Consider the following 24440-nt stretch of genomic DNA (forward strand, 5'->3'; position numbering starts at 1 on the left):
CACGCGCGGCGTCCCCTCGTCGCGCGTGATCCTTCCGATTTTGTTTTCATGCAGCTCCAGCCGGAAACGCAACCGCATTTTCCTGGATCTGCCCGGATTTGAAACCAGGATGACGATGGGTTCTTGCACAGAATGGAGGCGTCGGGCGGACCGGTTGATCGCATTGATCGACGAGGCCCTGAACGCCCAAGTGAACGCGATCCTGCATCACCCCGATTTCCAGGCGATGGAGGCGAGGTGGCGCGGCCTTGCCATGCTCGTGCGTGTATCCGGCCCGAGCGGCGATGTGAAGGTCAAGCTTCTGAGCGTCGGCGCGCAGGAGCTTTCCCGGAGCATGGAGCGCGCCTCGGACTTCGACCAGAGCCATCTCTTCGAGCTGATCTACAGCCGCGAATTCGGCACGCCGGGCGGCGAACCCTACGGGCTGCTGATCGGCGACTACCACTTCTCGCCGGGCGAACCTCGATGCGGTGACGCCGTCAGCCTCCTCACCCAGCTCGGCATGGTGGCCGCGGCAGCCTTTTGCCCCTTCGTCGCCGGTGCCTCGCCCCAGGCGATCGGGCTCGAGGACTTTCACGAGCTCGGCCGCGTCCAGGACTTTTCCTGGCTCGCCAGCGATCCGGCCCGCATCCGCTGGAACGCACTTCGCGCCCGCGAGGATTCGCGTTTCATCGGCCTCGTCGGCCCACGCGTCCTGATGCGCGCGCCGCTCGAACCGTATGACCGGCGGCGCAACGACGGCTTTCCCTTCCGCGAGGAGATTGCAGCAGACGGCAGCTCCCTGCTCTGGGGCAATGGCGCCTTCGCCTTCGCCACCATCGTCATCCGCAATTTCATCGAATCGGGCTGGTTCGCCGATATCCGCGGCGTCACCCAGGACAGGATCGACGGCGGTTTGTTGAGCACATCGGAACTGCGCCCCTACGATTTCGGCACCGAAAGCAACGAGCTTTCGGCCCAGCCCCCGGTGGAAATTCGTCTCACCAGCGTTCAGGAGCAGCAATTCTGCGATCTCGGCCTGATCCCCGTCGCGACCACCTATCTCTCGGCCTCGGCGATCTTCAACTCCAATCAGTCGCTGCACGCCCCGCCGCATTATTCCAACGAGCATGCGCGCCAGAACGCGCGGCTGGCCGCGATGCTGCAATACGTGCTCTGCGCCTCGCGCTTTTCGCATTATCTGAAGGTCATCATGCGTGACGAGATCGGCCAGCTCTCGGATGCCGGTTCCATCCAGCGGAAGCTCGATGACTGGCTGACCGGTTATACGCTCGGCAACGACGACGCCGATCTTTCGCTGCGCACCCGCTTCCCCCTTCGTTCCGCCGGCATCACGGTCGCGGAAATTCCCGGCAAACCGGGCACCTTCTCCTGCACCGTCCGCCTGCAGCCGCATTTCCAGCTCGATGACGTGTCCACGAGCTTCCACCTCGTCGCCGAGACTGCGAACCCGGACCAGATCGTTCGCCGCCCCGTCGCCATGACCGAGAGGATGTCCGCATGACGCTTTCCGAAAGCATCGCCAAATCCCTGAGCGGCAATGCGCTCGACGCCGCACTCGACATGGCGAAGGCGCATCTGAAGTCCCACCCGTCGGACCAGGAGGCCCGCCACCTTTATATCGACCTGTTGGTACTTTCCGGCGATTACGAGCGCGCCGACAATCAATGCAGCCTCGCCGTCACCTTCGCACCCGATGCGACCATGGGCTTTGCCCTTCTGCGCAACGAGCTGCGCGGCATGGCGGCGCGCGATGCCTGGTTCCGGAGCGGCGCCGTGCCGGAATTCCCGCAAGGGCCAAGCAATCTCGACAAGCTTGCGGTCCGCCTCGGCATCGCGCACCGGACGGGGGATATCGACGACGCAGCGCAAGCGCTCGCCACCCTAGAGGATCAGCGCGGCGAACGTCCGATCCTCTGGAACGGGAAGAGAGTGTCCGACTTCCGCGATCTCGACGACCGGACGCCGCATGCGCTGGAGGTGATCATGACCGGCGGCGCCTATCTCTGGATCGACTTCGCCAAGATCGCAGCACTCACGGTCGAACCGATCGCAAGGCCGCGCGACCTCGCCTTCCGGCGGGCCGAGCTCTCGCTGATCGACGGCGCCGTGGCGCCGGTACTGCTGCCGGCGATCTATCACGACACGGCAGCGGATGCGGCGCTGCTTCTGGGCCGGGAAACCGATTGGGTCGAGGAGCCCACGGGCATCACCACCGGCCGCGGCCAGCGATGCTTCCTCGCCGGAGACGAACTCGTCTCCTTCCACGATACCGAAAGCCTTGAAACCGTTGTTGCAACAACCGGCCGGAAGCAGGTCGTCCATGGCTGATCCGCTCGAACGCTACCGGCCGCGCGACCGCATTCTGGCCCGTTCGATCCTCGACCGGCTGATCGACGAGGCGCCTGACCGTGCCTTCGACGCGCCGACAAGCCTGGTGGACCAGGTGCGCGACATGCGGGAAGCGATCCGCCGCGACCTGGAAGCCCTCCTCAACACCCGCCGTTGCCCGAGCGCACCACCGACCGTACTCGGCGAACTCAAGGACGCCCTGGTGAGTTACGGGGTCGACGGCATGGTATCTGCGAACCTCGTGACGGACGAGGCCAAGCTCAGGCTCGCCCAGATGATCGAGCGCCGCATCTCGCTTTTCGAGACGCGCCTCTCCGATGTTCGCGTGACGATCCTGAAGAGCCGGACGATGACGGAGCGGGCGCTGCGCATGCGCATCCAGGCGAGCTTTCGCCTGCATGAAGGCATGCCGCCGATCAGCTTCGAATCCACGATCGATCCGTCCACGCAGCGCTTCCTGGTGGAGGCGGCGAATGGCTGACGGTTTCCTCCACCGTTATAATGACGAGCTGCTGGCGCTGCGTCGGCGGGCGGCGCGGTTCGCAGATGCGTTTCCGAAGATTGCCGGTCGCCTGCGCCTGACCGGCGACGTCGCGGACGATCCGCATGTGGAGCGGCTGATCCAGAGTTTCGCCTATTCCGCCGCCCGTATCCGCCAGAAGATCGACGACGAATTCCCGGAGCTGACGGACGGACTGCTCGAAACGCTCTATCCGCACTATCTTGCACCGCTCCCCTCGATGAGCATCGTGCGCTTCAAACCCAGCGGCACGCTCGCCTCGGTGCAGACGGTGCCGCGCCATACGGAAATCCTGGCCGAGCCTATCGGGGGCGAAGCCTGCCGGTTCCGCACCACCCAGGATGTCGATGTCGCGCCGATCGAGATCGCCGCTGCCGCATTGTCCGGCCAGCCGATCAACGCCCCGCTGTCGCCCTATTCCGGTGTCGCCGGCTGCCTGCGGCTGTCGGTTCGCGCGCTCGATCCGCGCCAGCCGTTCGGCGATCTCGGCGTCGGCAGGCTGCGGCTGCATATTCCGTCCCCCTGGCAGCAGGCGGTGGCGATCCACGAACTGCTCGCCAACCACACGCTCGGCATCGCGCTTGCAAAACATGCAGACGATCGCGAGCCGATCTTCCTGGCCGCCCGGAACCTGAAGCCCGTGGGCTTCGAACCGGAACAGGCGATGCTGCCCTATCCGGCCCCGAGCTTCATCGGCTACCGGCTGCTGACCGAGTTTTTTGCCCTGCCGCAGAAATTCCTGTTCCTCGATCTCCACGGGCTCGACGCCTGGAAGGGCGAGACGCTGGAAATCTTCATCTATCTGGACGAGACGGACGCGAAGCTCGAACGCGCCGTGTCGGCACGCGATTTCACGCTCAACGCCACGCCGGTCGTCAATCTCTTCCGCCAGACCTGCGAGCCGATTTCGGTCGACGGCACCCGCACGGAATACCGGCTGCTGCCGGATGCCCGTCGCCAGAGGACGCGCGAAATCTATTCGATCGACCGCGTGCTTCTGACCGGCTCCCGCGGGCAGGAAGAATTCTGCCAGCCATTCTTCGGCCGCTCGCAGCGGGCAGGCAATAGTGCCTCCTATTGGCAGGCCTATCGCCGCTTCGACGAGGACGACGGGACGAGCGACATGGAGATCGCTTTCGTCGACCGCAACCGCCGCTTCGCCGGGCCGATGGACGCGGTGGCGAGCGTCGATACGCTCTGCCTCAACCGCGACCTGCCGGAGCAGCTGCCCTTCGGCGGCGGCCACCCGTTCCTGCAACTGGCCTCGGGCCACGAGGCGGTCGCCGGTGTCGAAGCGCTGATCCCGCCCACACCTTCGGTCCGCATGAACGATCAGGAGGGCCGCAACTGGCGCCTCGTGTCACACCTGCTGCTCAACCATCTCTCCCTGTTCGACAACGAAGGCGCGGCATTGAAGGATATCCTGTCGCTCTATGCCTTCCGCGACAGCCCGGAAACCAAGCAGCTCGTTGATGCGCTGATCCGCATCAAGGCCGAAAATTCGACAGCACGGCTCGGCAGCGGTGGCATGGTGCCCGGCACCGAGATCGCGCTGGAATTTGATCCGGCCGCGATCGACCGGCCGTCCGCTTTCCTGTTCGGCGCGGTGCTCGACCGTTTCTTCAGCCTCTACACCTCCGTCAACAGTTTTACCCGGCTGACCGTGTCGATGAAGGGGCAATCCAAACCGATCGCCACCTGGCCGGCACGCGCCGCCGAGCGGCCATTGCTCTGACGAAAGGATTGCGAACCGACCATGGACCTGACGACCCGCAAACCTGACGCGCCATCCGGCGTTTCATCCGGCGCCCTTGCCGACCTGCTCGAACGCGACCCCGGTCGCTTCGAACCGGTGACGGCATTCCGTGTGGCGCAGGCGGCGGTCGCCGAATATCCGGGGGTCGAACTGGATGTGGCATCCCATACAGGTGTCTCTCCCGCGCCGCTCGCCGTCAGCGGCTTCAAGCGGAGCGGCATGCGCGCCTCGGTGAAGAGCGCGCTTGCCGGGTTGATCGGCCCGCTCGGCTCCATGCCCTCAGCCTATAACGAAATCATCCTTCGCGAAGAGCGCAACAGGTCGAAGGCCCTGGCAAGCTTCTTCGATCTATTCAGTGCCCGCATGGCCGAGCTGTTCGTCGTTGCCTGCGAGAAATATCGCATCGCGCGCCGGCTGCGCTGGGGCGGCAGCCGCAAGGACAATGCCTTCATCACGACCCTCCTCGCCCTGACCGGTTTCGGCACCAAACGCCTGACGGAACGAAGCGGCGTCGATGAGGATCTCGTGTTGCGCTTCTCCGGCTTCTTTGCCGCACGCAACCGAAATGCGGCGAACCTGTGCGCGATGCTTGAGGAATTCAGCGGCCTGCCGATCGAAATCCAACTCTTTCGCGGCCGCTGGCTCGCCATTCCGGAGGAGGAGCGCAGTCGAATGGGCCAGCCGCACGGCGTGCAGCTCGGCGTCAATGCCACCGCCGGCGCCGCCATCCGCGATTTCAGCGGCGGTTTTCGCGTCGTCATCGGTCCGCTCGGCTACGCCGACTACCTGTCGCTTGCGCCCGGCGGCCGCAACATCACCGAACTCTTCGCCCTGACCCGCCTTTATGTCGGCTCGGCTCTCGACTTCGATATTCAGGTCATCCTGAGGAAGGAGGACATCCCATTCTGCCAGCTCGGCCAAGGCGGCGAAGGGGGCGGCAAAGAGGCCGGTGACCCGCCGCGCCTCGGCTGGAACAGCTGGGCCCGCGTTGCGCCCGCCGGGAAGGACAGCGGCGATGCGGTGATCGTCGAACGCCTGCGGCAGATCGAAGGAGGAGGCGGACATGCGGCTTGAATTGCGCCAGATCGACAGCGAGGGTGCGTCGCTGGCCAGCCGGAAATGGTTCTTCGAACGCGGTCGGCGCACGCTGGGGCGAGCGCCGGATTGCGATTGGAGGCTGCCGGAGGACCAGCGTTCGGTGTCGAAATTCCATTGCACGATCGAGAGGGACCGCGAAGGTTTCGTATTGCGCGATCAGAGCGCCAACGGATCGAAGGTGGATGGCCATATCGTCCACGAAGGAGAAACGGCAAGGCTAGCGGACCAGTCGATGGTCGAGGTCGGAAACCTGGCCTTCACGGTCCGCATCTCCGGCCAACGTGATGAAGACCTGGATGACCCCGAGGCCGGCCTCCTGCTCAGCGACGAACCGCTGACGATCTCCGCCATCCTGGCAGACATCGCACCCGGCGGCCGTGCTGCCGCAGGCATTCTCGGCGAGCGCGTCGCGGAGGATTGGTCGGTACCGGTCGCGACCGGAAAGGAAGGCTCCAGCCCGTCCCGCAATGTCGAGATCGGCTGGAACGGTCCGCCCGAAATCCGCTCCGCCACAAAATTCCTTCCGGACGACTGGAATGCGGACGAAGGGTCCGACTACGGCAGCCATCTGGAACATGGATCAGCCACTCATGTGTCCGCACCGGCTCTGCGGGTCCGCGCCGTGGAGACTTTGGAAACCGTCAACGACAACGTCCCTCCGCCGGAGCCGTTGCTCGATGATTTCCCACGCCTGTCGATCGGCCGGTCGGGCGAGCTTGCGGAGAGGCTGGAGCCTTTGCTCGGCCGGTTCGATGAAGCTCTGGATAACGCTTTTGCCGTCTTCGAGATGGAGCCGCCGCACGCCCTTTCCGAGCCGGATATCTTCGGCCGCAGCCGCGAGGAGGCGCTCGTGATCAGAGCCGAGGCCCTGCTTGACCGGCAGATGAGGCTGAACGCCGCGCTGGAAGAGCTGGTGCGGGAAGCCGGGCGCCAGATGGAGCCGCGCATTCTGGAAGCGCGGATCGATGCCGGGTCCCGCAGCCTGCGCTTCGCCCCCTCCTGGGGGCGCAATCGCGACTATTGGCAGGCCTATAAGGCGCAATTCGAAAAGAACGGCAGGGCGCAATCGGTCCGCGAGATCTTCCGCGACGCGATGATGCGGGCGGTGGACGGCGGACATCGCGAGCCCATGCCGAAAGAACGGGAAGGAAGCGGCAGACATGAGGAATGAGAACCGGGTGGCCTGGAGCGAAGGCATGTTCCTTCGCGTACAACATTTCCAGCAGGCGGACCGCTGGACGGAAAGGCTGGTCCGCACCACCACGCGCGGCCTCTCTCCTTATCCGTGGGGCCTGTCCGAAATCGGCATAGACCGCAGCGCGCTGGCGATCGGCCAGTTCGCTCTTTCGAACCTGCGCGGCATGATGCCGGACGGCACGCCTTTCGAGGCTCCGATCGATGCCGACCTGCCCCCGCCGCTCGACCTTGACGAGAACACCAAGAACGCGGTCGTCTATCTCGCGCTTCCGGCCCGCCAGCCCGGCAAGGCCGATGTGGCGCTGAACGGCGGCGCAAAGCTGAACAGCGTCCGCCTCGTCGCCTCGCATTACGAGGCCCCGGACGCCAATGTCGAAACCGATTTCATGGCGCCGATCGATGTCGGCCGGCTCAGCATGCGTTATCTCAAGACCGGCGACGAACTCAGCGGCTACGAGCTCGTCGGCCTCGCCCGCATCATCGAGGTGCGTTCCGACCGTGCCGTCATACTCGACCCGGAATTCATCGCGCCAAGTCTCAACTGCGCCGCCGAGGCGCGTCTGACCGAGCTGATGACCGAACTGCTCGGCATCGTCCGACACCGCGCGGAGGCGATCGCCGAAAGGATCGGTGATCCGACCATTCGCGGGACGGCGGAAGTCGGCGATTATTTCCTGCTGCAGATCCTCAATCGCGCCGATCCGATGCTGAAGCATATCCTTTCCAATGCGACACGCATCCATCCGATCGAATTTTACGAGACCTGCATCCAGCTTGCCGGCGAACTCGCGACCTTCACGACCGAACGGAAGCGGGCGACCGATTTCCCGCCCTACCGGCATGAGGACCTGAAGGGGACCTTCGCAGCCGTCTTCGACGACCTGCGCGCATCGCTTTCCGCGGTTCTCGAACAGGCCGCCGTCGCGATCGAACTCGCAGAACGCCGCCATGGCGTGCGCGTCGGCACGATCAACGACCGCTCGCTACTCAGGGATGCCGGTTTCGTGCTGGCGGTCAGGGCAGAAATGTCGGCCGAGGACGTTCGCCGGAAACTGCCCGCCCAGATCAAGGTCGGCCCCGTGGAGCGCATCGCCGATCTCGTCAACGTCGCGCTGCCGGGTATTCCCGTCCGGCCGCTGCCGGTCCTGCCGCGCCAACTGCCTTACCGGTCCGGCACCATCTACTTCGAACTCGACACCAAGAATCCGCTCTGGAAGCAACTCGACACCTCGGGCGCCATCGCCATGCATCTCGCAGGCGATTTCCCGGGCCTCGAAATGGAACTGTGGGCCCTTAGAGAATGAAGAACGAACCCGCATCCACCTGGCAGAACCTGCCAACCATCGTCGAACTCACCGAGGACGGCGTCCAGAAAAAGCAATCGGCCCGCAAGATGGCCGAAATGCTGGATGACGTGCTGGAATTCCCCGACAGCCCCTCGGACAAGAACCTGCAGCAGGCGCCTCCCCGCAAGGGCGGATGGTCGGTGGAAGCACTGGTCAGGGATTTCCGTTTCGGCGGCGACGAAGTGCCGACCCTGGTGCGTTCGGCGGCTCCGTTGCTCAATCTCGCCCATGCGCTGCGGCACGCCGAGGAGCAGCCGGACCTGGATCAGCTACGCAAGGTCGCGGTCGAAGCGATCGGTCGTTACGAACGCGATCTCGCCAGCGCCCGCATCAGTCCGGACCGTGCCCGGGCCGCCCATTACGTCGTTTGCGCCACCGTCGACGACGTGGTCCTGAGCAAGCCCTGGGGCGTTCGCGCCGGCTGGGCCCGCTCCGGCCTCGTCTCCACCTTCCATATGGACGTGACCGGCGGCGACCGGGTGTTCGACCTGCTCGACCATTTTCATCAGAGCCCGGGCGCCAACAAGGACCTGCTGCTCCTTATCTATCTCTGCCTGTCGCTCGCCTTCGAGGGACGCACCCGCGTTTCGCCGCGCGGTAATCTCGAACTCGGTCGCATCCGCGACAGCCTGTACAAGACCCTGCTTGGACAATATGGCGTCTTCGAGCGGGAGCTGTCGCCCCATTGGAAAGGTGTTTCGGCCCGCCACAAGCCGCTGCGCACCGCGGTCGCGCTCTGGACGCTGCTCTCCGTGCTCGCGCTCATCTTCGCGCTTGGCTACCTCTTCTTCACCCTGTCGCTGAACAGCGCCTCGGACGGAACATTCCAACGGCTGGCGAGCCTGCCGCCGCGTGACACGCCAAGCGTCCTGATCAAGGTGCCGGAACCTCTGCCCGAACCGGCCCAGCCGGTCGTCGAGGTCAAGCCCGCACCGCCGGTCGAGCCCCCGCCGAAACAGGCTCCTCCGCCGAGCCGCCTCGACAATCTTCTCGCCTTCCTCGAGCCGGAGGTGGAAAAGAAGCTCGTGACACTGTCGGATTCGAACGGCCGGCTTCTGGTGCGGATCAAAAACTCGGGTCTCTTCGATACCGGCAGCGCCGAGGTCAGCTCGAAGTTCCACGATCTTATCCAGCGGATCGGCGGTGCGCTGGCTGCGGAAAAATTCCGCGCCGTCGTGATCGGCTATACCGACAACGTGCCGATCCGCACAGTCCAGTTCCCGTCGAATTGGCATCTCTCGGAGGCGCGTGCCAAGGCGGTCGGCGACATCCTGGCCTCCTTTACCGGGCCGGATGCAATTCTGACCGAAGGCCGCGCCGACAGCGATCCGATCGCCGACAACGCCAAGCCGGAAGGCCGCGAGATGAACCGACGCACCGAAATCCTGGTCCTCACCGATCCGTCGGAAAGGCTGAGCGACGCCGGCCTCAAGGTACCGCCGGTTCGGGCTGAAAGGCCGAACACCGAAATCGCGCCAGCAGCTGGAGGAGCGGCACGATGAACCCGTTGAGTTCCTTCTATACGCTGCGCTCCTATGTGGAGGCCTATGCAGGCCTTCTCGGCCGGCGCTTCATCTCCGTCATCTGGGTGGCGGCGATCTGCGTCGTCATCTGGTTCTACGGATACCTCGCCGCCTACGGCAATTTCAAACCGCTGGCGAGCGTCAATGCCCGCCTGCTTCTGATCGGCGTGATCATTGCCATCTGGCTCGGCTACCTCATCTTCACGGTCATCCGCGACCGGCGCCGCGACAAGCAACTGGTCGAAGGTATCGAGCGCGACGCGGCAAGCGAAGCCGCCGCCAGCCAGCAGGCGGAGGTTGGCGAAATCCACGGCCGCCTCAAAGAGGCCTTGCAGCTGCTGCGCCGCATCACCCGCAAGCGTTTCGGTTACATCTACGAACTCCCTTGGTATGTGATCTTCGGCGCGCCCGGTTCCGGCAAGACGACAGCGCTCACCAATTCCGGCCTTAAATTCCCGCTGGGCGATGCGCTGGGCAGCAATTCCGTCCAGGGCATCGGCGGCACCCGCAATTGCAATTGGTGGTTCACCGACGAGGCGATCCTGATCGACACTGCCGGCCGCTATACGACCCAGGACGATCTTGATGGCACTGCCAAGGCCGGCTGGGAAGGCTTCCTCGGGCTCTTGCGCAAATACCGGCGTTCGCAGCCGATCAACGGCGCGCTGCTGACGCTTTCGATCGGAGACCTGCTGACCCGCGATGCGGAAGCGCAACGCGAGGAGATCAGAGCGATCCGCCAGCGGCTTTCGGAACTCGACGAGCACCTGCAGGCCCGGGTTCCGGTCTATCTCGTGCTGACCAAAGCCGACCTCCTGACCGGCTTCGTGGAATTTTTCGACGGTTTCAACAAGTCCGACCGCGAACAGGTTTGGGGCACGACATTCGGCCTGGAGGAGAGCTACAAGGCCGCCAATCTGCCGGACCGTTTCCTCGAAGAATTCGCCCTGTTGCAGGAACGTGTCGGCGCCATGCTGATCGAGCGCCTTCAGCAGGAGCCGAACCCGGAGCTGCGCGGCCGCATCTTCCGTTTCCCCGCCGAGCTCGCCGCGCTCAGGGAGCGGCTGCACGAGGTGATGACGGAGCTTTGCTCCGGCTCGAAACTGGTCGAGCCGCCAATGCTGCGCGGCATCTATTTTGCCTCCGGCACGCAAGCCGAAGAAACGAGCCTGCTCTCGGCGACGCGGGCACGCCGCAGTTATTTCCTGTCGCGGCTCTTCAAGGACGTCATTTTCGACGAGGCGTCCCTGGTCGCCCGCGACAAGCGGCTTTCCCGCAGGCAGGTGTTTTTCCGCCGTACGGCCTATGCCGCCGCGGTTCTGGCGCTGGCGGTCGTGCTCACCAGCTGGACTGCCACCTATTTCCAGAATGCCGCAGCACTCGCCAGTGCGGAGCGACGCATCGACGCCTACGAACAGTTGGCGCGCGGCGTGCCTGTGCGCGACGTGACGGATAGCGATTTCCTGCGCGTGCTCCCGGCACTCGACAATCTCGCCGCCGTCACCGGCGAGTTTTCGAGAACCCGCGTATGGCCGGTCAGCTTCGGCCTCGACCAGGAAAGCAAGGTGGCCGGTCGCCAGCGCGACGCCTATCAGCGGGCGCTCAACGCGCTGCTTCTGCCCCGCATGCTCGTCCAGCTGCAAAAGGAAATGACCGAAAGCAGGGAGGTCGCAACGACCTTCGACGCCCTGAAGCTCTACGGCATGCTTGGCGGCCTTGGCCCGATGGATGCGGATTTCGTTTCGCTGGAAGCGGAAGAAATGTTCACCAGACTTTATCCCGGCGAAGGCCGATCGGCGGCGCGGCAGGCGCTGATCGCCCATGCCGGCGCCATGGCGCGTGGTTCGCTCCCACCGATCGAACTCGACAGCGCCCTGATCGCCAAAGCCCGCGAAACAATCCGTCCCCAGAGCATCCCGAACCGAGCCTATGACATTCTCGCGAGCTACCGCCAGTCGCGCGCGCTGCCTGCCTGGACGCCGGCCGCGGCTCTGGGTCCGCTTGGCGAACAGGCATTCGAACGCCCCTCCAAGGCTGCGTTGCGGGAAGGCGTGCCCGGTCTCTTTTCCAGCACGGGCTACCGCCAGGTCGTCCTGCCGAAGATCACCGATGCGGCGAGGACGGCGCTCGAGGAACAGTGGGTGCGCGGCGAGCCAAACCCGGCAACCTCCTCGGTCGATGCGGTCGCGCAGGCCGCGTTGCAACTCTATTTCGACGGTTTCGAACAGCGCTGGTCGGCATTGACGGCGGATCTCAGGGTCAAGCCGTCGCAGACAATCGGAAACGCAGCCGAGACAACCCGTATTCTCGCAAGCGAGCCGAACCCGGTGGAGAATATCGCCAAGTCCATCGCCGCGGCGACCGATCTTCGCCGGCCCGGTGCCGAGGTCGCTTCCGCGGCCAATGACAGCCTGCCCGCCTCGACCACGACGCTCGCCAGCGCCGCGAATGCGCCGGACCCGTTCGCACCGCTGCGCGCCGCGCTTGAGCCCCCGCAATCCGACCCGCTGTCCTCCGGCCAGTTGCTCACCGGCCAGGCGCAGGATGCGCCGAAATCGCAGATCGCCCAGCTAAAGCCCGTCCTGCAGAAGGTACACGAGCAGCTGTCGCGTGCCGCGACTTCCACGGCCGAAGTCGCCAAGGTCTTCGATGTCGACAGCCAGCTGACCAATGCCAATCAGGATCTGCTGCAGCAGGCGCGGCGGCTGCCGGCGCCGGTCGATACCTGGATGGCCGGGGTTGCGGCGGATGTCGGCTCGCTGGCGGTCAAATCCGCCCGAACCCGCATCAGCAACGCATGGACTGCCGAAGGCGCCAATTTCTGCTCCAGCGTGATCACCGGCCGTTATCCTTTCGACCGGGAATCTCCGCGTGATGTTGCGATGAGCGATTTCGTGCGCCTGTTCGGTCCCAAGGGCCTGTTTAAGACCTTCTTCAACGACCGGCTCGCCACCTTTGTCGATACCAGTTCTTCGCCCTGGGGCTGGAAGGGCACATTCGGCTCCGCCAGCATTCCGAGCGAGGCAATCGCCCAGTTCGAGAATGCCGACAAGATCAACCGGGCCTTCTTCTCCGCAAACAGCGAGACACCGTCGGTCGCCATCAATGTCAAACCCGTTTCGCTGACCGATAGCGCCAATGCAGTCATGCTGGAAATAGAAGGAGAACGCGTCGTCTATTTCCATGGGCCGATCCAGTCGAAATCGATCACCTGGCCCTCGACCGGCCCGAGCAACGCTTCGCGCATCGCCTTCCAGCCGGGAGGCTGGCAGGAGGCAATGACGGAAAACGGAGACTGGTCGCCTTTCCGGCTCTTCGACAGCGCCGATATCACCATGCAGGGCGACGACCTCTTCCGCGCCAGCTTCCGGCAGAACGGCCGGACGGCGGAGTTCGACGTGCAATTCGGCTCCGTCCTCAACCCGTTCCGTCTGGAGGCGCTCAATGCCTTCTCCTGCCCTACGCAATTCTGATCGGCGCGTCATGAACGAACGCGCGACGCCAGGCCAGATTTCACCCGAAGCGGATCGCATCGGCTTCTTCGGCAAATTGCCAACCCATGGCGATTTCGTCTCGACCGGGCTCGGGCGAAAACTGCAGGGCGCGCTCGATGCCTGGCTGCAATCCAGTCTCCAGGCCATTCAGGGCGAGTTCGGCGGCCAATGGGAACACCGCTTCAGATCCATGCCGTCCTGGCGTTTCGTCGTCGAACGGGATCTCTGGGGACCGGCAACCGTGGCCGGCGTCATCGTGCCGAGCTTCGACCGTGTCGGCCGCAATTTCCCGCTTGCCGTCGCGGCTCAGTTGCACGGGTTTTCCGGAGATCCGCGCTGCCTTTGCCTCGACGATACATGGTTCATCGCGGCCGAAGGCCTGGCCGAAACCTCGGCCCGTCGCGATTTCGACATCGAAACCTTCACGACAGGCCTGAAACGGCTAAGACCTCCAAGGCCCGGCCAGTTCGATGACGGGGTGGAGCAAAGCAGCCTGACGCCGCCCGGAGCGCTCTGGTGGCGGACCGATCCCGAAGACCGACGGATGAAAGGGTTCCGCATCACCGGCGCTCCCGGCCCGTCGGATTTTCTGAAGCTTTTGCTGCGCGAGGATGCCGCCAAGGGGGCTGAGCCGTCCGGATCCGTCCCTCGCCCGCAACAGGCCGCGACTGAGCCGAAAACGATACCGACCGAGACACCCCGGGGCCTGCAACTCTTCAACAGCTATGCCAGCCATCCTGGCACACGCCTGTCTCTCAACGCCGACAGCGTCTTCATCTCGACCATACCGTCGATATTCGCGATCGTGGACGGCGTCGGCGATGGTAACGGCGCCGTCGAAGCGAGCAGGATCGGCGCCGGCATGCTGGGCGACGCCCGGTCCCGGGAAACGATCGAAGCGCTTGTCCAGGAAATCAAGGGAAAGCTCGGCCAGGCTCATGGCGTGCTGCAATCCGGGCACCTCACCTCGGATCGCTCCGCGCCCTCGGCCAGCGTCGTCGTCCTGGCATCTCTGCATGGCAGTTTTGCGGTTCTCTGGGCAGGAGATGCCCGCTGCTATCTGCTGCGCGACGGCATGATGCGTTGCCTCACGCGCGACCACACTGAAATCGGCTTCAGGCGCTCGCTTGCAAGAGGGATCGGCCTGAGGGGCCAATTGGTCCCCGAAGTTGTTTCCGACCGGTTGCAGCCCGATGACCGGTTCATGCTCTGCAGCAATCCCCTGCCTCAGACCCTGTCCGAACGCGGCATAGCGGAAATCCTGCTCTCAACGGAGCTCGACGAAGTTTCCGCCGTGCTGACGCAGGAAGCCCTGATCGCCAATTGCAGGGAAAACCTCAGCGTCATGGTGATCGACGTAAAGGCCGATCGTGGTTGATCATTCCGGGGACACGGATTTCGAGGAAGTCGCGCGCAGTTTCGCAGCCCTCTGGCACGCTCTCGCTGCCGCCGGAGATGGCGCTCGCGATCCACAAAAGCGCAATTCTCTTCTCGATCAGGTCCGCAACGCCCTCGACCGTGGCGAAGACCGCCTCGCCGGCTATGACGTGACCATCATCGCCAATACTTTCGTGCTCGAAGCGCTGGTCCACGAGGGCGCGATGACCGAAATTCATCGCGCGCGCCATCGCGACCTCGATAAGCTGCATGCCATCAAGACGCTTCGCCTCAGCCAGGCGGACGATCCCGTGGCGCGAAGATTGCTGCTTCGCGAGGCAAGGATCGGCGGCGCGATCCGCCATCCGAACGTGGCGGCAACCGAGACGCTCCTGCGGCTTGCCGACGGCCGGCCGGCTCTGGTGCTCGAATGGATCGACCGCAGCCTTGCGGACCTTGTCCTCGAGGCTCCGCTTTCGGTCGGCGATATCACGCAAATCATTGGCGCCATCTTGAGGGGGCTCGATGCGATCCATTCGGCCGGCTACGTCCATGGGGATCTGTCGCTCTCCAATCTCCGTTATCGGGACGACAATCTCTCACAACTGAAGATCGGCGATTTCGGCATCGCGCTCGAAACGGGGCGGCGTCATCGGGATCTCGACATCGCCTTTGCCGGCCGGCGGCAATTCGCGCCCCCGGAACAATTGGCGGGAGAGGCGCTCGACGGGCGTTCGGATCTCCATGCCGCCGGCCTCATCCTGTCGGTGCTTCTCGATCATTGCCCCGCCGATCATCGTGAGGAAACCGGCGCGATCATCGAGCGCCTGCGCCGGTTCGCTGCCGAACTTTCGCGTCCGGAACCGCAGGAACGGCCCGAAAATGCAAAAGCCGCCCTGCATCTGCTGGGCGGCCTTGACCGGGAAATCCCGCGTTAGGGGTCAGTTGCTGCCGGGCAGCGGTGCGGCGGCCGTCGGCGCGCTCTTATGATAGATCGTGAAGAGCTTGGCGAAATCCACGAGACCCGAATTGGTGGCATAGAGAATGTCGCCGTCCGCCATCTTGAACCGCTGCATCAGCGACAGGTTGGCGACGTCCTTCATGTCCACGCGGTAGATCGCCGGCTTGGTCGTCATGACCACCGTGCCGGGGTTCTTGGCGGCGTTTGCCGCAGTGGCCTGGCTGTAGACCGGCTGATTGCGCACGACATAGAAATTGCTGGCGTCGGCCCGGTCATCGAGCAGCCCGCCCGCACGCGTGAATGCCTGCATGAGCGTGAGCTTGCCGGGCTCGAATTCGAACTCGCCGACGCTCTTGAACGCACCGAACGCGGTGAAGGACGGCGCATCCTTGCCGATATAGACCTGATCCTCGGGCAAGAGGTAGATGTTCTGGCGATCTTCGTTGAGAACCCGTTCGAGCGGCGCGCTGGCCCTCTGCTTGCCGCGAATGACGGTCACAGTCGCGGCGCTCGGCGCCGAGGAGGCGCCGCCTGCAAGCGCGATGGCGTCGAGGACGCGTTCCTTGCGCGCGGTGAGCGGAAAACGCCCGGCGGCGCGGACATCACCATTGACGGTAAAGCCGGTCGTCGGCTTGTCGACGACCGTGACGACCGCCTGCGGGTTCACTGCAGATCCCTTCAGGCCGGCTGCGATCCGCGCCTGCAGCGCCTCCGGCGAGGATTCCAGCACACGCTGTCTTCCGACAAAGGGCAAGGTCACGGTACCGGCGGAATCCACGGTGAAGCGCCCCAGATTCAGCGTCTTGCTCTGCGTCGAGGAGAACATGCCTTCCTCGCCGGTATCAAGGATGGTGACCTCGATGACATCGCCGCGGCGCAGCCGGCTATCAGCAAATCCGGTGGAGCGCAGGACGCTGAGACCTTGATCAGTCGCGGAATAGCCGAGCGGCGCAACGTTGAACGGTTCCATCGGCGCATTCGCTAGCCGCACGACGGGAATCTTCTGCCCAGTCTGGGGATCCGTCGCGTCATAGAACCTGCCAGCGGTCGGCCCGTCGGACGGTGCGGCACAGGCACTGAGAACCGCAACAAAGACGCAAGTGGCAAGCTTCCGCATCCCGTATCCTTTTGGAAAAGCCTCGTTTACTTGACAAGTATCAAGTCGAAGCATCACGGCAATATGAACCGGGCACAAAAAAGCCATTATGACAGCCTGGAGGCGAGCACGTGTGGTTGATGTGCAACTCTACCCCCAATTGGCAGCTGTCTAACCCCATGCGGGTCCGGCATCTACCGCGAACAGGCTTTCAATTCGCGCAGCTCGAGGTGAGGACCGGGCGGCAGGTTGCATCCTGATTCGCTCCGATGCGCGTGCGTCTTCCTCTTTGCTCGGATATCCGTGTTGGAAGATCAATCATAGCCAACTCGGCTGGCCTAGACCTCGCTCTTCAGGCAGGAAACGCAAGCCTGAAAAGACCCGATACGGCGGCCTATCTCGCCACTATCTTCATCCATTCCGATGAAAATCCAAATTCGAAGAGACGGATTTTCAAGCGCGGTGCGTTTAACGGACGTAGTAATCCAGCTTGGAAGACCGGTTCGGAAATTTTTGGGTGTCTCGACAGGTTTGTCATGAATGTCTTCATTCTTCGATCGCATCGTGGGACGGTTGCTGCGTGCTGATCGACCCTAGAGTATCGGACCCATGATGGACGACCCAGATGCGGACCTGGTCGGCGGCATCGCCTCCGGTGACCCCGACGCGATGCGCAGGATCGTCATGGCCAAACTGCCGAGAATACTGCTGGTCGCAACCCGCATGCTGGGCGACAAGGGCGAGGCGGAAGATGTCGCCCAGGAGACCTTTCTGCGGATATGGAAACACGCGGGCAGCTGGCGGCAGGGAAGAGCGAAGTTTGACACCTGGGCACACCGGGTGGCACTCAATCTGTGCTACGACCGGCTTCGCCGCCGAAGGGAAATTCTCGTCGCCGAAGCTCCCGAGATGGTTGACCAGGGCCCGCTGCCGGACGCCGGATTGCTCGACGACATGAGCGGGGAAAGGGTGCAGCGGGCATTGCAAAGCCTGGCGCCGCGTCAAAGAGAGGCGATCATCCTGGTTTATTACCAGGACATGTCCAATCGCGACGCGGCGGAAGTGATGCAGATCAAGGTCGATGCGCTCGAGAGCTTGCTGGCAAGAGGACGCCGCACGTTGCGCGCGATGCTGAACGGAGAACAAACATGACCGAGAAAAAAACAGCTCCGGTCGATCGGGAAACCTTTCGGGCTCTGGTCGATGCCTATGGATCGAGCCCCCATCGTTGGCCCGATGCGATCAGAGATCCCGCCGTCTCCTTTATGGAAACCGAAGAAGGGCGGGCGCTGGTTGCAGATGCCGCCCAGCTCGACGCAATTCTGTTCCGGTTGCAGCCGCCGGTGCCTCCAGCCGGGCTGGCCGCCGGAATCCTGGCCGATGGCGAAACGTGGCGCACCAGAAGACAGAGATTCCGTCGCTGGGCGATCAGCGCCGGTTTGGTCGGGATCGGACTTGCCGGCGGCCTGACAGGCGCCGTTGCCGTGGCGGTCATCACGCCTCCCCCTGCCCTTTCCATCAACGGCACCATGACCGCATTCGGCGAACTGCAGTTCGATAGCGAGTTGACGCAGGAGACACCATGAGCGACATCAATTTCAGAAGGCTGGTGATTTCGCTGCTTGCACTCAACACCTTCCTCATCTGCGCTCTTGCGGGCGCCGGGATTGTCTATCTCAGGACAGACCCGCCGGCCGCTGTCGCCCGAATGCCGCTGGCCGGCGAGCAGCTGTCCAAGGATGATCGGGATGCCTTTCAACGCACTATGAACGATGCGCGCCGCGCGGTGCGCCAGAATTCGCTGGAAGCACGGCAGGCCCGCATCGAGGCTGCCGCCCTGATGGGCGAACCGGAACTCGACGCCAAGGCGCTTGCCAGCGCGCTGGACCGCGCGCGCCGGTCGGAACTCGCTGTGCGTGCCGCCACCGAAGACCGGGCCGTGGAATTCGCACAGGGACTGCCCCTCGACGCGCGGCGGCGGCTTGCAGAAGGGCTGCTGGCCCGCGAGGCTCCACGCCCTGCCACGAAATGACCACATTTGGGAAACGACGGATTTCTCTGCAGCCGCCGTTAAAGAGCCGATGACGAAACGGAGTTCGTATCGGTTATGGCCAATTCCAAAGAGATTGACGCTGCCCTGACACTCTGGCGCTTTGGCCTCGGCGCGCGCGAAGGCGATCTGCAGGCGATCAAGGATGACCCTCGCGATCTTCTGCGGCAGGAGGTGGTGGAATGCTACACGCCGACGCCCGTCGGAGCGGCACTGCGTTCCAGCGCCGACCTGCTCATGTCTCTGATCGAGTACAACAAGGAAGTCCAGGCGGAACGGGACCGTCCTGCGCCTGCGCCGATGCCCGCCCCGCAGCCCGTCGCAACCGCGGTTGGCAACGCCCAAGATGCAAACCGCCCCGCCGGGGGCATGATGGATGCGGGAGCGACGGCGGCTCCGGCCCAATCGCAGCACCCCGACAAGAAGGCCGCCCCGGCCTCAAAACGCCCGTACCTTCCCCAGCAGATACTCATTGCCGAGGCCGACGCCCGCTTCAACGGCACCATACACCAGCCATTGATCGGTTTCGGCGAACGGCTCGCGATGTTCTGGGCCAACCATTTCGCAATCGCCACCGGCAAGGGCGGCGACGTGCATATCATGGCGGGCGCCTTCGAGCGCGAAGCGATCCGTCCGCATGTCTTCGGCCGCTTCGAAGACATGCTGCTGGCGGTCGAGAGCCATCCGGCCATGCTGTATTTCCTCGACAACCATCAATCGATCGGGCCGAATTCCCAGGCCAACAAGAATGGAAAACGCGGACTCAACGAGAACCTCGCCCGCGAGATCATGGAACTGCACACGCTGGGGGTAGATGGCGGGTACGACCAGGCCGACGTGACGTCGCTTGCCCGTATCATTACCGGCTGGAGCGTCTATCGCGATGAAAAACGTCCCGGCCCGATGGGTAGTTTCGTCTTCAACGCCTATGCGCACGAACCGGGCGACCATTCGGTGATGGGAATGACCTATGCCGAGGACGGCGAGGAACAGGGGCACTCGGTGCTGCGCGACCTCGCCCGCCATCCGGCGACCGCCAAGCATATCGCCTTCAAACTCGTCCGGCATTTCGTGGCCGATCAGCCACCGGCCGGTATCGTCCGCAAAGTCGCCGCGGCCTACACGAAAACCCATGGCGACCTGTCCGCCGTCTACAAAGCCCTGATCGATAGCGAAGAAGCCTGGGGGCCCGAGTTGTCCAAGATGCGGCCTCCGCTCGACTACGTCGTGGCGCTGATCCGCGCCACAGGCCTCAAACCGAAACCCGAGCAGATCATCTCCACCCTGAACGCGCTCGGTCAGCCGCTCTGGAACCCCTCGGGCCCGAACGGTTTCTCCGATGTCACGGATGGCTGGGCATCGTCCGAAGGTCTCGCCACCCGGATCGACGCCGCCGCCATCTTCGCCCACCAGGCTGGCGGGGCTACCGACCCGCGGGAGTTCGTCAGGGACCGGCTGGGTCCCCTTCTTTCTCCCGAGACGCTGCAGGCGGTGGCCCGGGCCGAAACCAAGGCGCAAGGCCTGTCCATCGCATTCCTTTCCCCCGAATTTCAGAGGCGTTGATCATGTTGTGCGAGCATCTTTCCCCGACCCGTCGTGCAGTCCTCGGCGCTTCCGGCGCGCTTTTTGCCTGGGCCTTCATGCCCCGCTTCGCTCATGCCGCCGGCGGGCGAGACCCGCGTTTCGTGACGATCATCCTGCGCGGCGCACTCGACGGCCTGACGGCGGTTCCGCCGATCGGCGATCCGGACTACGAAGCGTTGAGACAGCAGAGCGCCATGCGGATCGACGGGGCCAATGCCGCACTGCCGCTCGACGGTTTCTTCGCGCTGCATCCCTCCATGCGCAATTTTCAACGTCTCTTTCGCGCCGGACAGGCGGCCGTCGTGCATGCCAGTGCGACCTCCTATCGGGAACGTTCGCATTTCGACGGCCAGGACGTTCTGGAATCGGGATTTCCGGCGCCCGGTCACGTCGAGACCGGTTGGCTCAATAGATTGCTCGAAGGACTGCCGGCGGGCGAACGGGTCGCGCCGGGCCCGACCGAGCGCGTGCGGGGACTGTCGGTCGGGACGACGGCCGCGCTGGTCATTCGCGGCAAGGCGCCGGTGCTCGGCTGGGCGCCTTCCATCCTGAAACCGGCGGACGGCGATCTCGCCCCCCGTCTTGCCGATCTCTACGGACAGAAGGACCCGGTTCTCGCGCGTCTTCTTCAAGAAGGGATAGACACCGGAAAGATCGCATCCGGCATCGACATCAAGGCGCGCGGCGGTCCGGGAGATCCGAACGGCATGGAGCAGATGGCGAGGGGTGCTGCGCGGCTGATCGCACATCCGGAAGGCCCCCGTGTCGCAGCCCTCGCATTCGAGGGATGGGATACCCACGCTCAGGAAACCGACCGTCTGGCAAAACTGCTGACCGGGCTCGACAACGCACTCGCTGCATTCGAGCAGGAACTCGGCCCCGTCTGGAAGGATACCGCAATCCTCGTCGCAACGGAATTCGGCCGTACCGCGCGCATCAACGGCACGGAAGGCACCGACCACGGCACGGGCACGACGGCTTTTCTCGCCGGTGGAGCGATCCGCGGAGGACGGGTCATCACCGACTGGCCCGGCTTGAAGGAAGCGCAATTGCACGACGCCCGCGACCTTGCGGCAACCACTGATCTCAGAGCGATCATAAAGGGTGTTGCGACCGACCTGCTCGGCGCGAACGCCGGCCATCTGCGCGATGTTGTTTTCCCCGGTTCGGAAAACGTACAGGCCGCAAAAGGCCTGATCGTCTGACCGCGTTGTGTTAAGCGCGGACCCGGTGTGCCGGGTTCCTGATCTCATAGATCCCCGACGTTTGGCAGGATTTTTCGCAAGGCAAGGAGTTCTTAAACGAAATAGTCTATTTATTTAATAGAAAATATCCCACCCTTCCGTGCATCGATATCCGCATCCTGCAACGACAAGGGGAAGATCGACGATGACATTGGTAAAGACAGCGAGATTGGCACTGATCGGCCTGCTGGCCTTCGGCGCCATGGGTGGCGTGGCCGCAGCTCAGACGAACGCGCCTCTTCTTCCAAAAGTGCCGCCCGGAACGGTCCTGACGATCGGCGATCCGGTGACGCAGAAAGCGCTGGAAGTCTCCGGCCTGATCAAGGAATTGTCCTTCGAGGTCAAATGGGCGAACATCAGCGGTGGCCCTCAGACCTCGGAGGCATTCCGGGCCAAGGCGCTCGACGTCGGATCGGTAGCCGAGATCCCTTCGATCTTCGCCAACTGGAACAACCTGCCGGTCCGCAACATCGCCTATCGCGAACGCCGCGATCCCATCGCCAATCCCATTTATCGTTTCGGCGTGGCGCCGGGTGCCGGCGTCAAGACGCTGGCGGACTTCCGCGGCAAGCGGATCGCCTTCAGCCCCGGTCAGGCCCAGGGCGCGCTCGTCCTGCGGGCAATCCATGCTGCCGGTCTCAAAAAAAGCGACGTCACCCTGGTCGAACTGCCCAGCACCGGTGACGTCTATCCGAAGGCGCTGGCGAGCAGGCAGGTCGACATCGCCCCGCTCGGCGGCGTCTACATTCGGCGCTATATCACGCAATACGGCGCCGATGGCGCCACGCTCCTGGAACACGGGCTGCGCGATGATCCTGCCCATCTTTATGCTCCGCAATGGGTGCTGGACGATCCCGCCAAAGCCGCCGCTCTCGCCGAATTTGTCGGCCTGTGGGCGCGCGCGACCGAATGGGTCAACAGGAACCCGGAGATCTGGATCAAGGAATATTATGTCGGCCAACAGGGCCTGAGCCGGGATGACGGCGAATATCTCGTCAAGCTGACCGGGGAACAGGTTGTGTCCGGCGATTGGAGCGAGGTGAAGAAGCGCCATCAGGCGACCATCAACCTGCTGGCGGAAGAGCTCGGCTACAAGCCCTTCGACGTGGAAAAAATCTTCGACAACCGGTTCGAAAAAATCGCCTCCGCCGCTTTGGCGAAGAGCCAGTAACCCCAACGGCATCCAAGAGGAGATCTGAACATGGCAACCATTTGGGATGCGGTCGAGGTGAAAACACCCCGGCAGTCCAGCCGTGAAACTATCCATACGGTTCCGTCCGTGGCGAGGCCCGGCGTGTCCCGGCGCCGTCGAAGACTTGGGCCCGGACCGGCGATACCCTTCGGACTACAGATCGGGCCTGCATTGCTCGTTCTGCTATGGGTGACCGGATCGGCACTTGGATGGATCGATCCCCGGATCCTGTCCGCGCCCTGGACGGTCGTCGAAGCCTTTGGGCGGCTCATCGAGCAGGGACGCCTGCAGGACAATTTCGTAACATCGGCGACGCGTGCGCTGCTCGGTCTCGGCATCGGATTGGTGATCGGCACGGTCCTTGCCGTCATCGCCGGGCTCTCGCGGATCGGCGAAGCGCTGATCGACGGCCCCGTGCAGATCAAGCGTGCGATCCCGACGCTTGCCCTGATCCCCCTGCTGATCCTGTGGTTCGGCATCGGCGAGGGCATGAAGGTCACGACGATCGCGCTCGCCGTCATCATACCCATCTACATTCACACGCATAACGCCCTGCGCGGAATCGACAGCCGCTATGTGGAACTGGCCGAGACCTTGGGCATGAGCCAGAAGGATTTCATCCTCCAGGTCGTGCTGCCCGGCGCCTTGCCCGGATTTCTCCTGGGGCTGCGGTTTGCCGTCACCCTTTGCTGGGTTTCGCTTGTCGTGGTCGAGCAGATCAACGCCACCAGCGGGCTTGGCTACATGATCGACCTCGCCCGCAACTATGGACAAACCGATGTCATCCTCGTCGGTCTGGTCGTCTACGTACTGCTGGGCCTTGTCTCGGACGGCCTCGTCCGCCTGCTCGAACGGAGGGTCCTCTCATGGCGCCGCACGCTAGCCAACTGAAGTCTGCCACCAAAACCGTCCATGTCAGTAACCTGGTACGCCGCTTCGCCGCCAAGACGATCCTGGACGGAGTGGATCTCGATATCGAGGAGGGTCAATTCGTGGCGCTGCTCGGCAGAAGCGGATCCGGCAAGAGCACCTTTCTCAAAGCCCTTGCCGGCCTCGACCACGACGTCGAGGGCACCGGCACGCTCGATACGCCTGATAACCTCTCGGTGGTTTTTCAGGATGCCCGCCTTCTGCCCTGGCGCACCGTCATCCAGAACGTCACGCTCGGCCTGCCGGGTGCGGCCGGTCAGGAAGCCGGCAGAAAGGCATTGGCCGAGGTGGGGCTGCAAGGCCGCGAAGCAGCCTGGCCGAACCAGCTCTCCGGCGGCGAGCAGCAGAGGGTCGCCCTTGCGCGCTCGCTGGTCCGCCAGCCGTCCCTGCTTCTCGCCGACGAGCCGTTTGGAGCGCTCGACGCACTCACCCGGCTGAAGATGCACGACCTGCTGCGGGAATTGTGCGCGAGACACCGCCCGGCGGTATTGCTCGTCACCCATGACGTCGACGAGGCCATCTCGCTTGCCGACCGGATCCTCGTCCTCGACGAGGGCCGCCTGATCGAGGACCTGCGGGTCGATCTGCCGGCGCCGCGCGACCATGGCGACCCGCGCTTTGCAAGCATCCGCACCCAGCTTCTAAGCCGACTGGGGGTCGAAACGCCCGGCCGGCGAGCCGCCTGAAATCCCAAGCTTCGGATCCCTGTGACCGCGTCAT

Annotated in this window: 20 protein-coding genes; 19 read left to right on the top strand and 1 reads right to left on the bottom strand. The window is 63.9% G+C overall.

Translation table 11 applies throughout. From position 1 onward, the window contains the following. Window positions 1–115: 115 nt before the first annotated feature. From tssC to J2X76_RS26275, 11 genes are read left to right on the top strand one after another with little or no spacing between them, the layout of a single operon-like run. Entirely contained in the window at window positions 116–1504 is a 1389-nt protein-coding gene (gene tssC, locus J2X76_RS26225; RefSeq protein WP_310220491.1) for a type VI secretion system contractile sheath large subunit, read from the top strand. Beyond that, window positions 1501–2331 (top strand): type VI secretion system accessory protein TagJ, encoded by an 831-nt coding sequence (locus J2X76_RS26230; RefSeq protein ID WP_310220492.1) that lies wholly within the window; start codon window positions 1501–1503, stop codon window positions 2329–2331. Before tssC ends, J2X76_RS26230 begins: the two co-directional genes overlap by 4 nt. Further along, complete coding sequence (tssE, locus tag J2X76_RS26235; protein WP_310220494.1) at window positions 2324–2833, top strand: type VI secretion system baseplate subunit TssE; 510 nt, start codon at window positions 2324–2326, stop codon at window positions 2831–2833. The genes J2X76_RS26230 and tssE overlap by 8 nt, the downstream gene beginning before the upstream one ends. Next, the gene (gene tssF / locus J2X76_RS26240; RefSeq protein ID WP_310220496.1) at window positions 2826–4607 is read left to right on the top strand and encodes a type VI secretion system baseplate subunit TssF; all 1782 of its coding nucleotides are present in this window, start codon (window positions 2826–2828) and stop codon (window positions 4605–4607) included. Before tssE ends, tssF begins: the two co-directional genes overlap by 8 nt. A gap of 21 nt (window positions 4608–4628) precedes the next feature. Beyond that, on the top strand, window positions 4629–5702 hold the full coding sequence (tssG, locus tag J2X76_RS26245) for a type VI secretion system baseplate subunit TssG (protein WP_310220498.1): 1074 nt from the start codon (window positions 4629–4631) through the stop codon (window positions 5700–5702). Then, window positions 5692–6897 carry an FHA domain-containing protein gene (locus J2X76_RS26250; protein WP_310220500.1) on the top strand — a complete coding sequence of 402 codons (1206 nt, stop codon included), beginning with the start codon at window positions 5692–5694 and terminating at the stop codon, window positions 6895–6897. Before tssG ends, J2X76_RS26250 begins: the two co-directional genes overlap by 11 nt. Next, window positions 6887–8227 carry a type VI secretion system baseplate subunit TssK gene (tssK, locus tag J2X76_RS26255; RefSeq protein ID WP_310220501.1) on the top strand — a complete coding sequence of 447 codons (1341 nt, stop codon included), beginning with the start codon at window positions 6887–6889 and terminating at the stop codon, window positions 8225–8227. Before J2X76_RS26250 ends, tssK begins: the two co-directional genes overlap by 11 nt. Beyond that, complete coding sequence (tssL, locus tag J2X76_RS26260) at window positions 8224–9771, top strand: type VI secretion system protein TssL, long form (protein ID WP_310220503.1); 1548 nt, start codon at window positions 8224–8226, stop codon at window positions 9769–9771. The genes tssK and tssL overlap by 4 nt, the downstream gene beginning before the upstream one ends. Next, the gene (gene tssM / locus J2X76_RS26265; RefSeq protein ID WP_310220505.1) at window positions 9768–13265 is read left to right on the top strand and encodes a type VI secretion system membrane subunit TssM; all 3498 of its coding nucleotides are present in this window, start codon (window positions 9768–9770) and stop codon (window positions 13263–13265) included. The genes tssL and tssM overlap by 4 nt, the downstream gene beginning before the upstream one ends. 10 nt (window positions 13266–13275) lie before the next feature. Beyond that, on the top strand, window positions 13276–14664 hold the full coding sequence (tagF, locus tag J2X76_RS26270; protein ID WP_310220506.1) for a type VI secretion system-associated protein TagF: 1389 nt from the start codon (window positions 13276–13278) through the stop codon (window positions 14662–14664). Next, window positions 14657–15601: a serine/threonine-protein kinase gene (locus J2X76_RS26275; protein WP_310220507.1), complete on the top strand. Its 945-nt coding sequence runs from the start codon at window positions 14657–14659 to the stop codon at window positions 15599–15601. Before tagF ends, J2X76_RS26275 begins: the two co-directional genes overlap by 8 nt. Before the next feature lie 3 nt (window positions 15602–15604). Here J2X76_RS26275 and J2X76_RS26280 read toward each other — a convergent pair whose 3' ends face one another. Further along, window positions 15605–16741, bottom strand: a complete 1137-nt coding sequence (locus J2X76_RS26280) for a polysaccharide biosynthesis/export family protein (protein WP_310220508.1) — start codon at window positions 16739–16741, stop codon at window positions 15605–15607. 588 nt (window positions 16742–17329) lie between these two features. On the opposite strand from J2X76_RS26280, the gene J2X76_RS26285 reads away from it, so the two are divergent. From J2X76_RS26285 to J2X76_RS26320, 8 genes are all read left to right on the top strand, one after another. Beyond that, on the top strand, window positions 17330–17872 hold the full coding sequence (locus J2X76_RS26285) for an RNA polymerase sigma factor (RefSeq protein WP_310220509.1): 543 nt from the start codon (window positions 17330–17332) through the stop codon (window positions 17870–17872). Further along, entirely contained in the window at window positions 17869–18306 is a 438-nt protein-coding gene (locus J2X76_RS26290) for a hypothetical protein (protein ID WP_310220510.1), read from the top strand. Before J2X76_RS26285 ends, J2X76_RS26290 begins: the two co-directional genes overlap by 4 nt. Next, entirely contained in the window at window positions 18303–18752 is a 450-nt protein-coding gene (locus J2X76_RS26295; RefSeq protein WP_113128159.1) for a periplasmic heavy metal sensor, read from the top strand. The genes J2X76_RS26290 and J2X76_RS26295 overlap by 4 nt, the downstream gene beginning before the upstream one ends. A gap of 75 nt (window positions 18753–18827) precedes the next feature. Then, window positions 18828–20333 carry a DUF1800 family protein gene (locus J2X76_RS26300; protein WP_310220511.1) on the top strand — a complete coding sequence of 502 codons (1506 nt, stop codon included), beginning with the start codon at window positions 18828–18830 and terminating at the stop codon, window positions 20331–20333. A gap of 2 nt (window positions 20334–20335) precedes the next feature. Continuing rightward, entirely contained in the window at window positions 20336–21559 is a 1224-nt protein-coding gene (locus tag J2X76_RS26305) for a DUF1501 domain-containing protein (RefSeq protein WP_310220512.1), read from the top strand. Between the two features lie 184 nt (window positions 21560–21743). Further along, the gene (locus tag J2X76_RS26310; protein WP_310220513.1) at window positions 21744–22769 is read left to right on the top strand and encodes an ABC transporter substrate-binding protein; all 1026 of its coding nucleotides are present in this window, start codon (window positions 21744–21746) and stop codon (window positions 22767–22769) included. Between the two features lie 30 nt (window positions 22770–22799). After that, the gene (locus tag J2X76_RS26315; RefSeq protein WP_113128163.1) at window positions 22800–23681 is read left to right on the top strand and encodes an ABC transporter permease; all 882 of its coding nucleotides are present in this window, start codon (window positions 22800–22802) and stop codon (window positions 23679–23681) included. Continuing rightward, the gene (locus J2X76_RS26320) at window positions 23657–24406 is read left to right on the top strand and encodes an ABC transporter ATP-binding protein (protein WP_310220514.1); all 750 of its coding nucleotides are present in this window, start codon (window positions 23657–23659) and stop codon (window positions 24404–24406) included. The genes J2X76_RS26315 and J2X76_RS26320 overlap by 25 nt, the downstream gene beginning before the upstream one ends. Window positions 24407–24440: the final 34 nt, after the last annotated feature.

It is taken from the genome of Neorhizobium sp. 2083, from assembly GCF_031455615.1.
Classification (GTDB): Bacteria; Pseudomonadota; Alphaproteobacteria; order Rhizobiales; family Rhizobiaceae; genus Neorhizobium.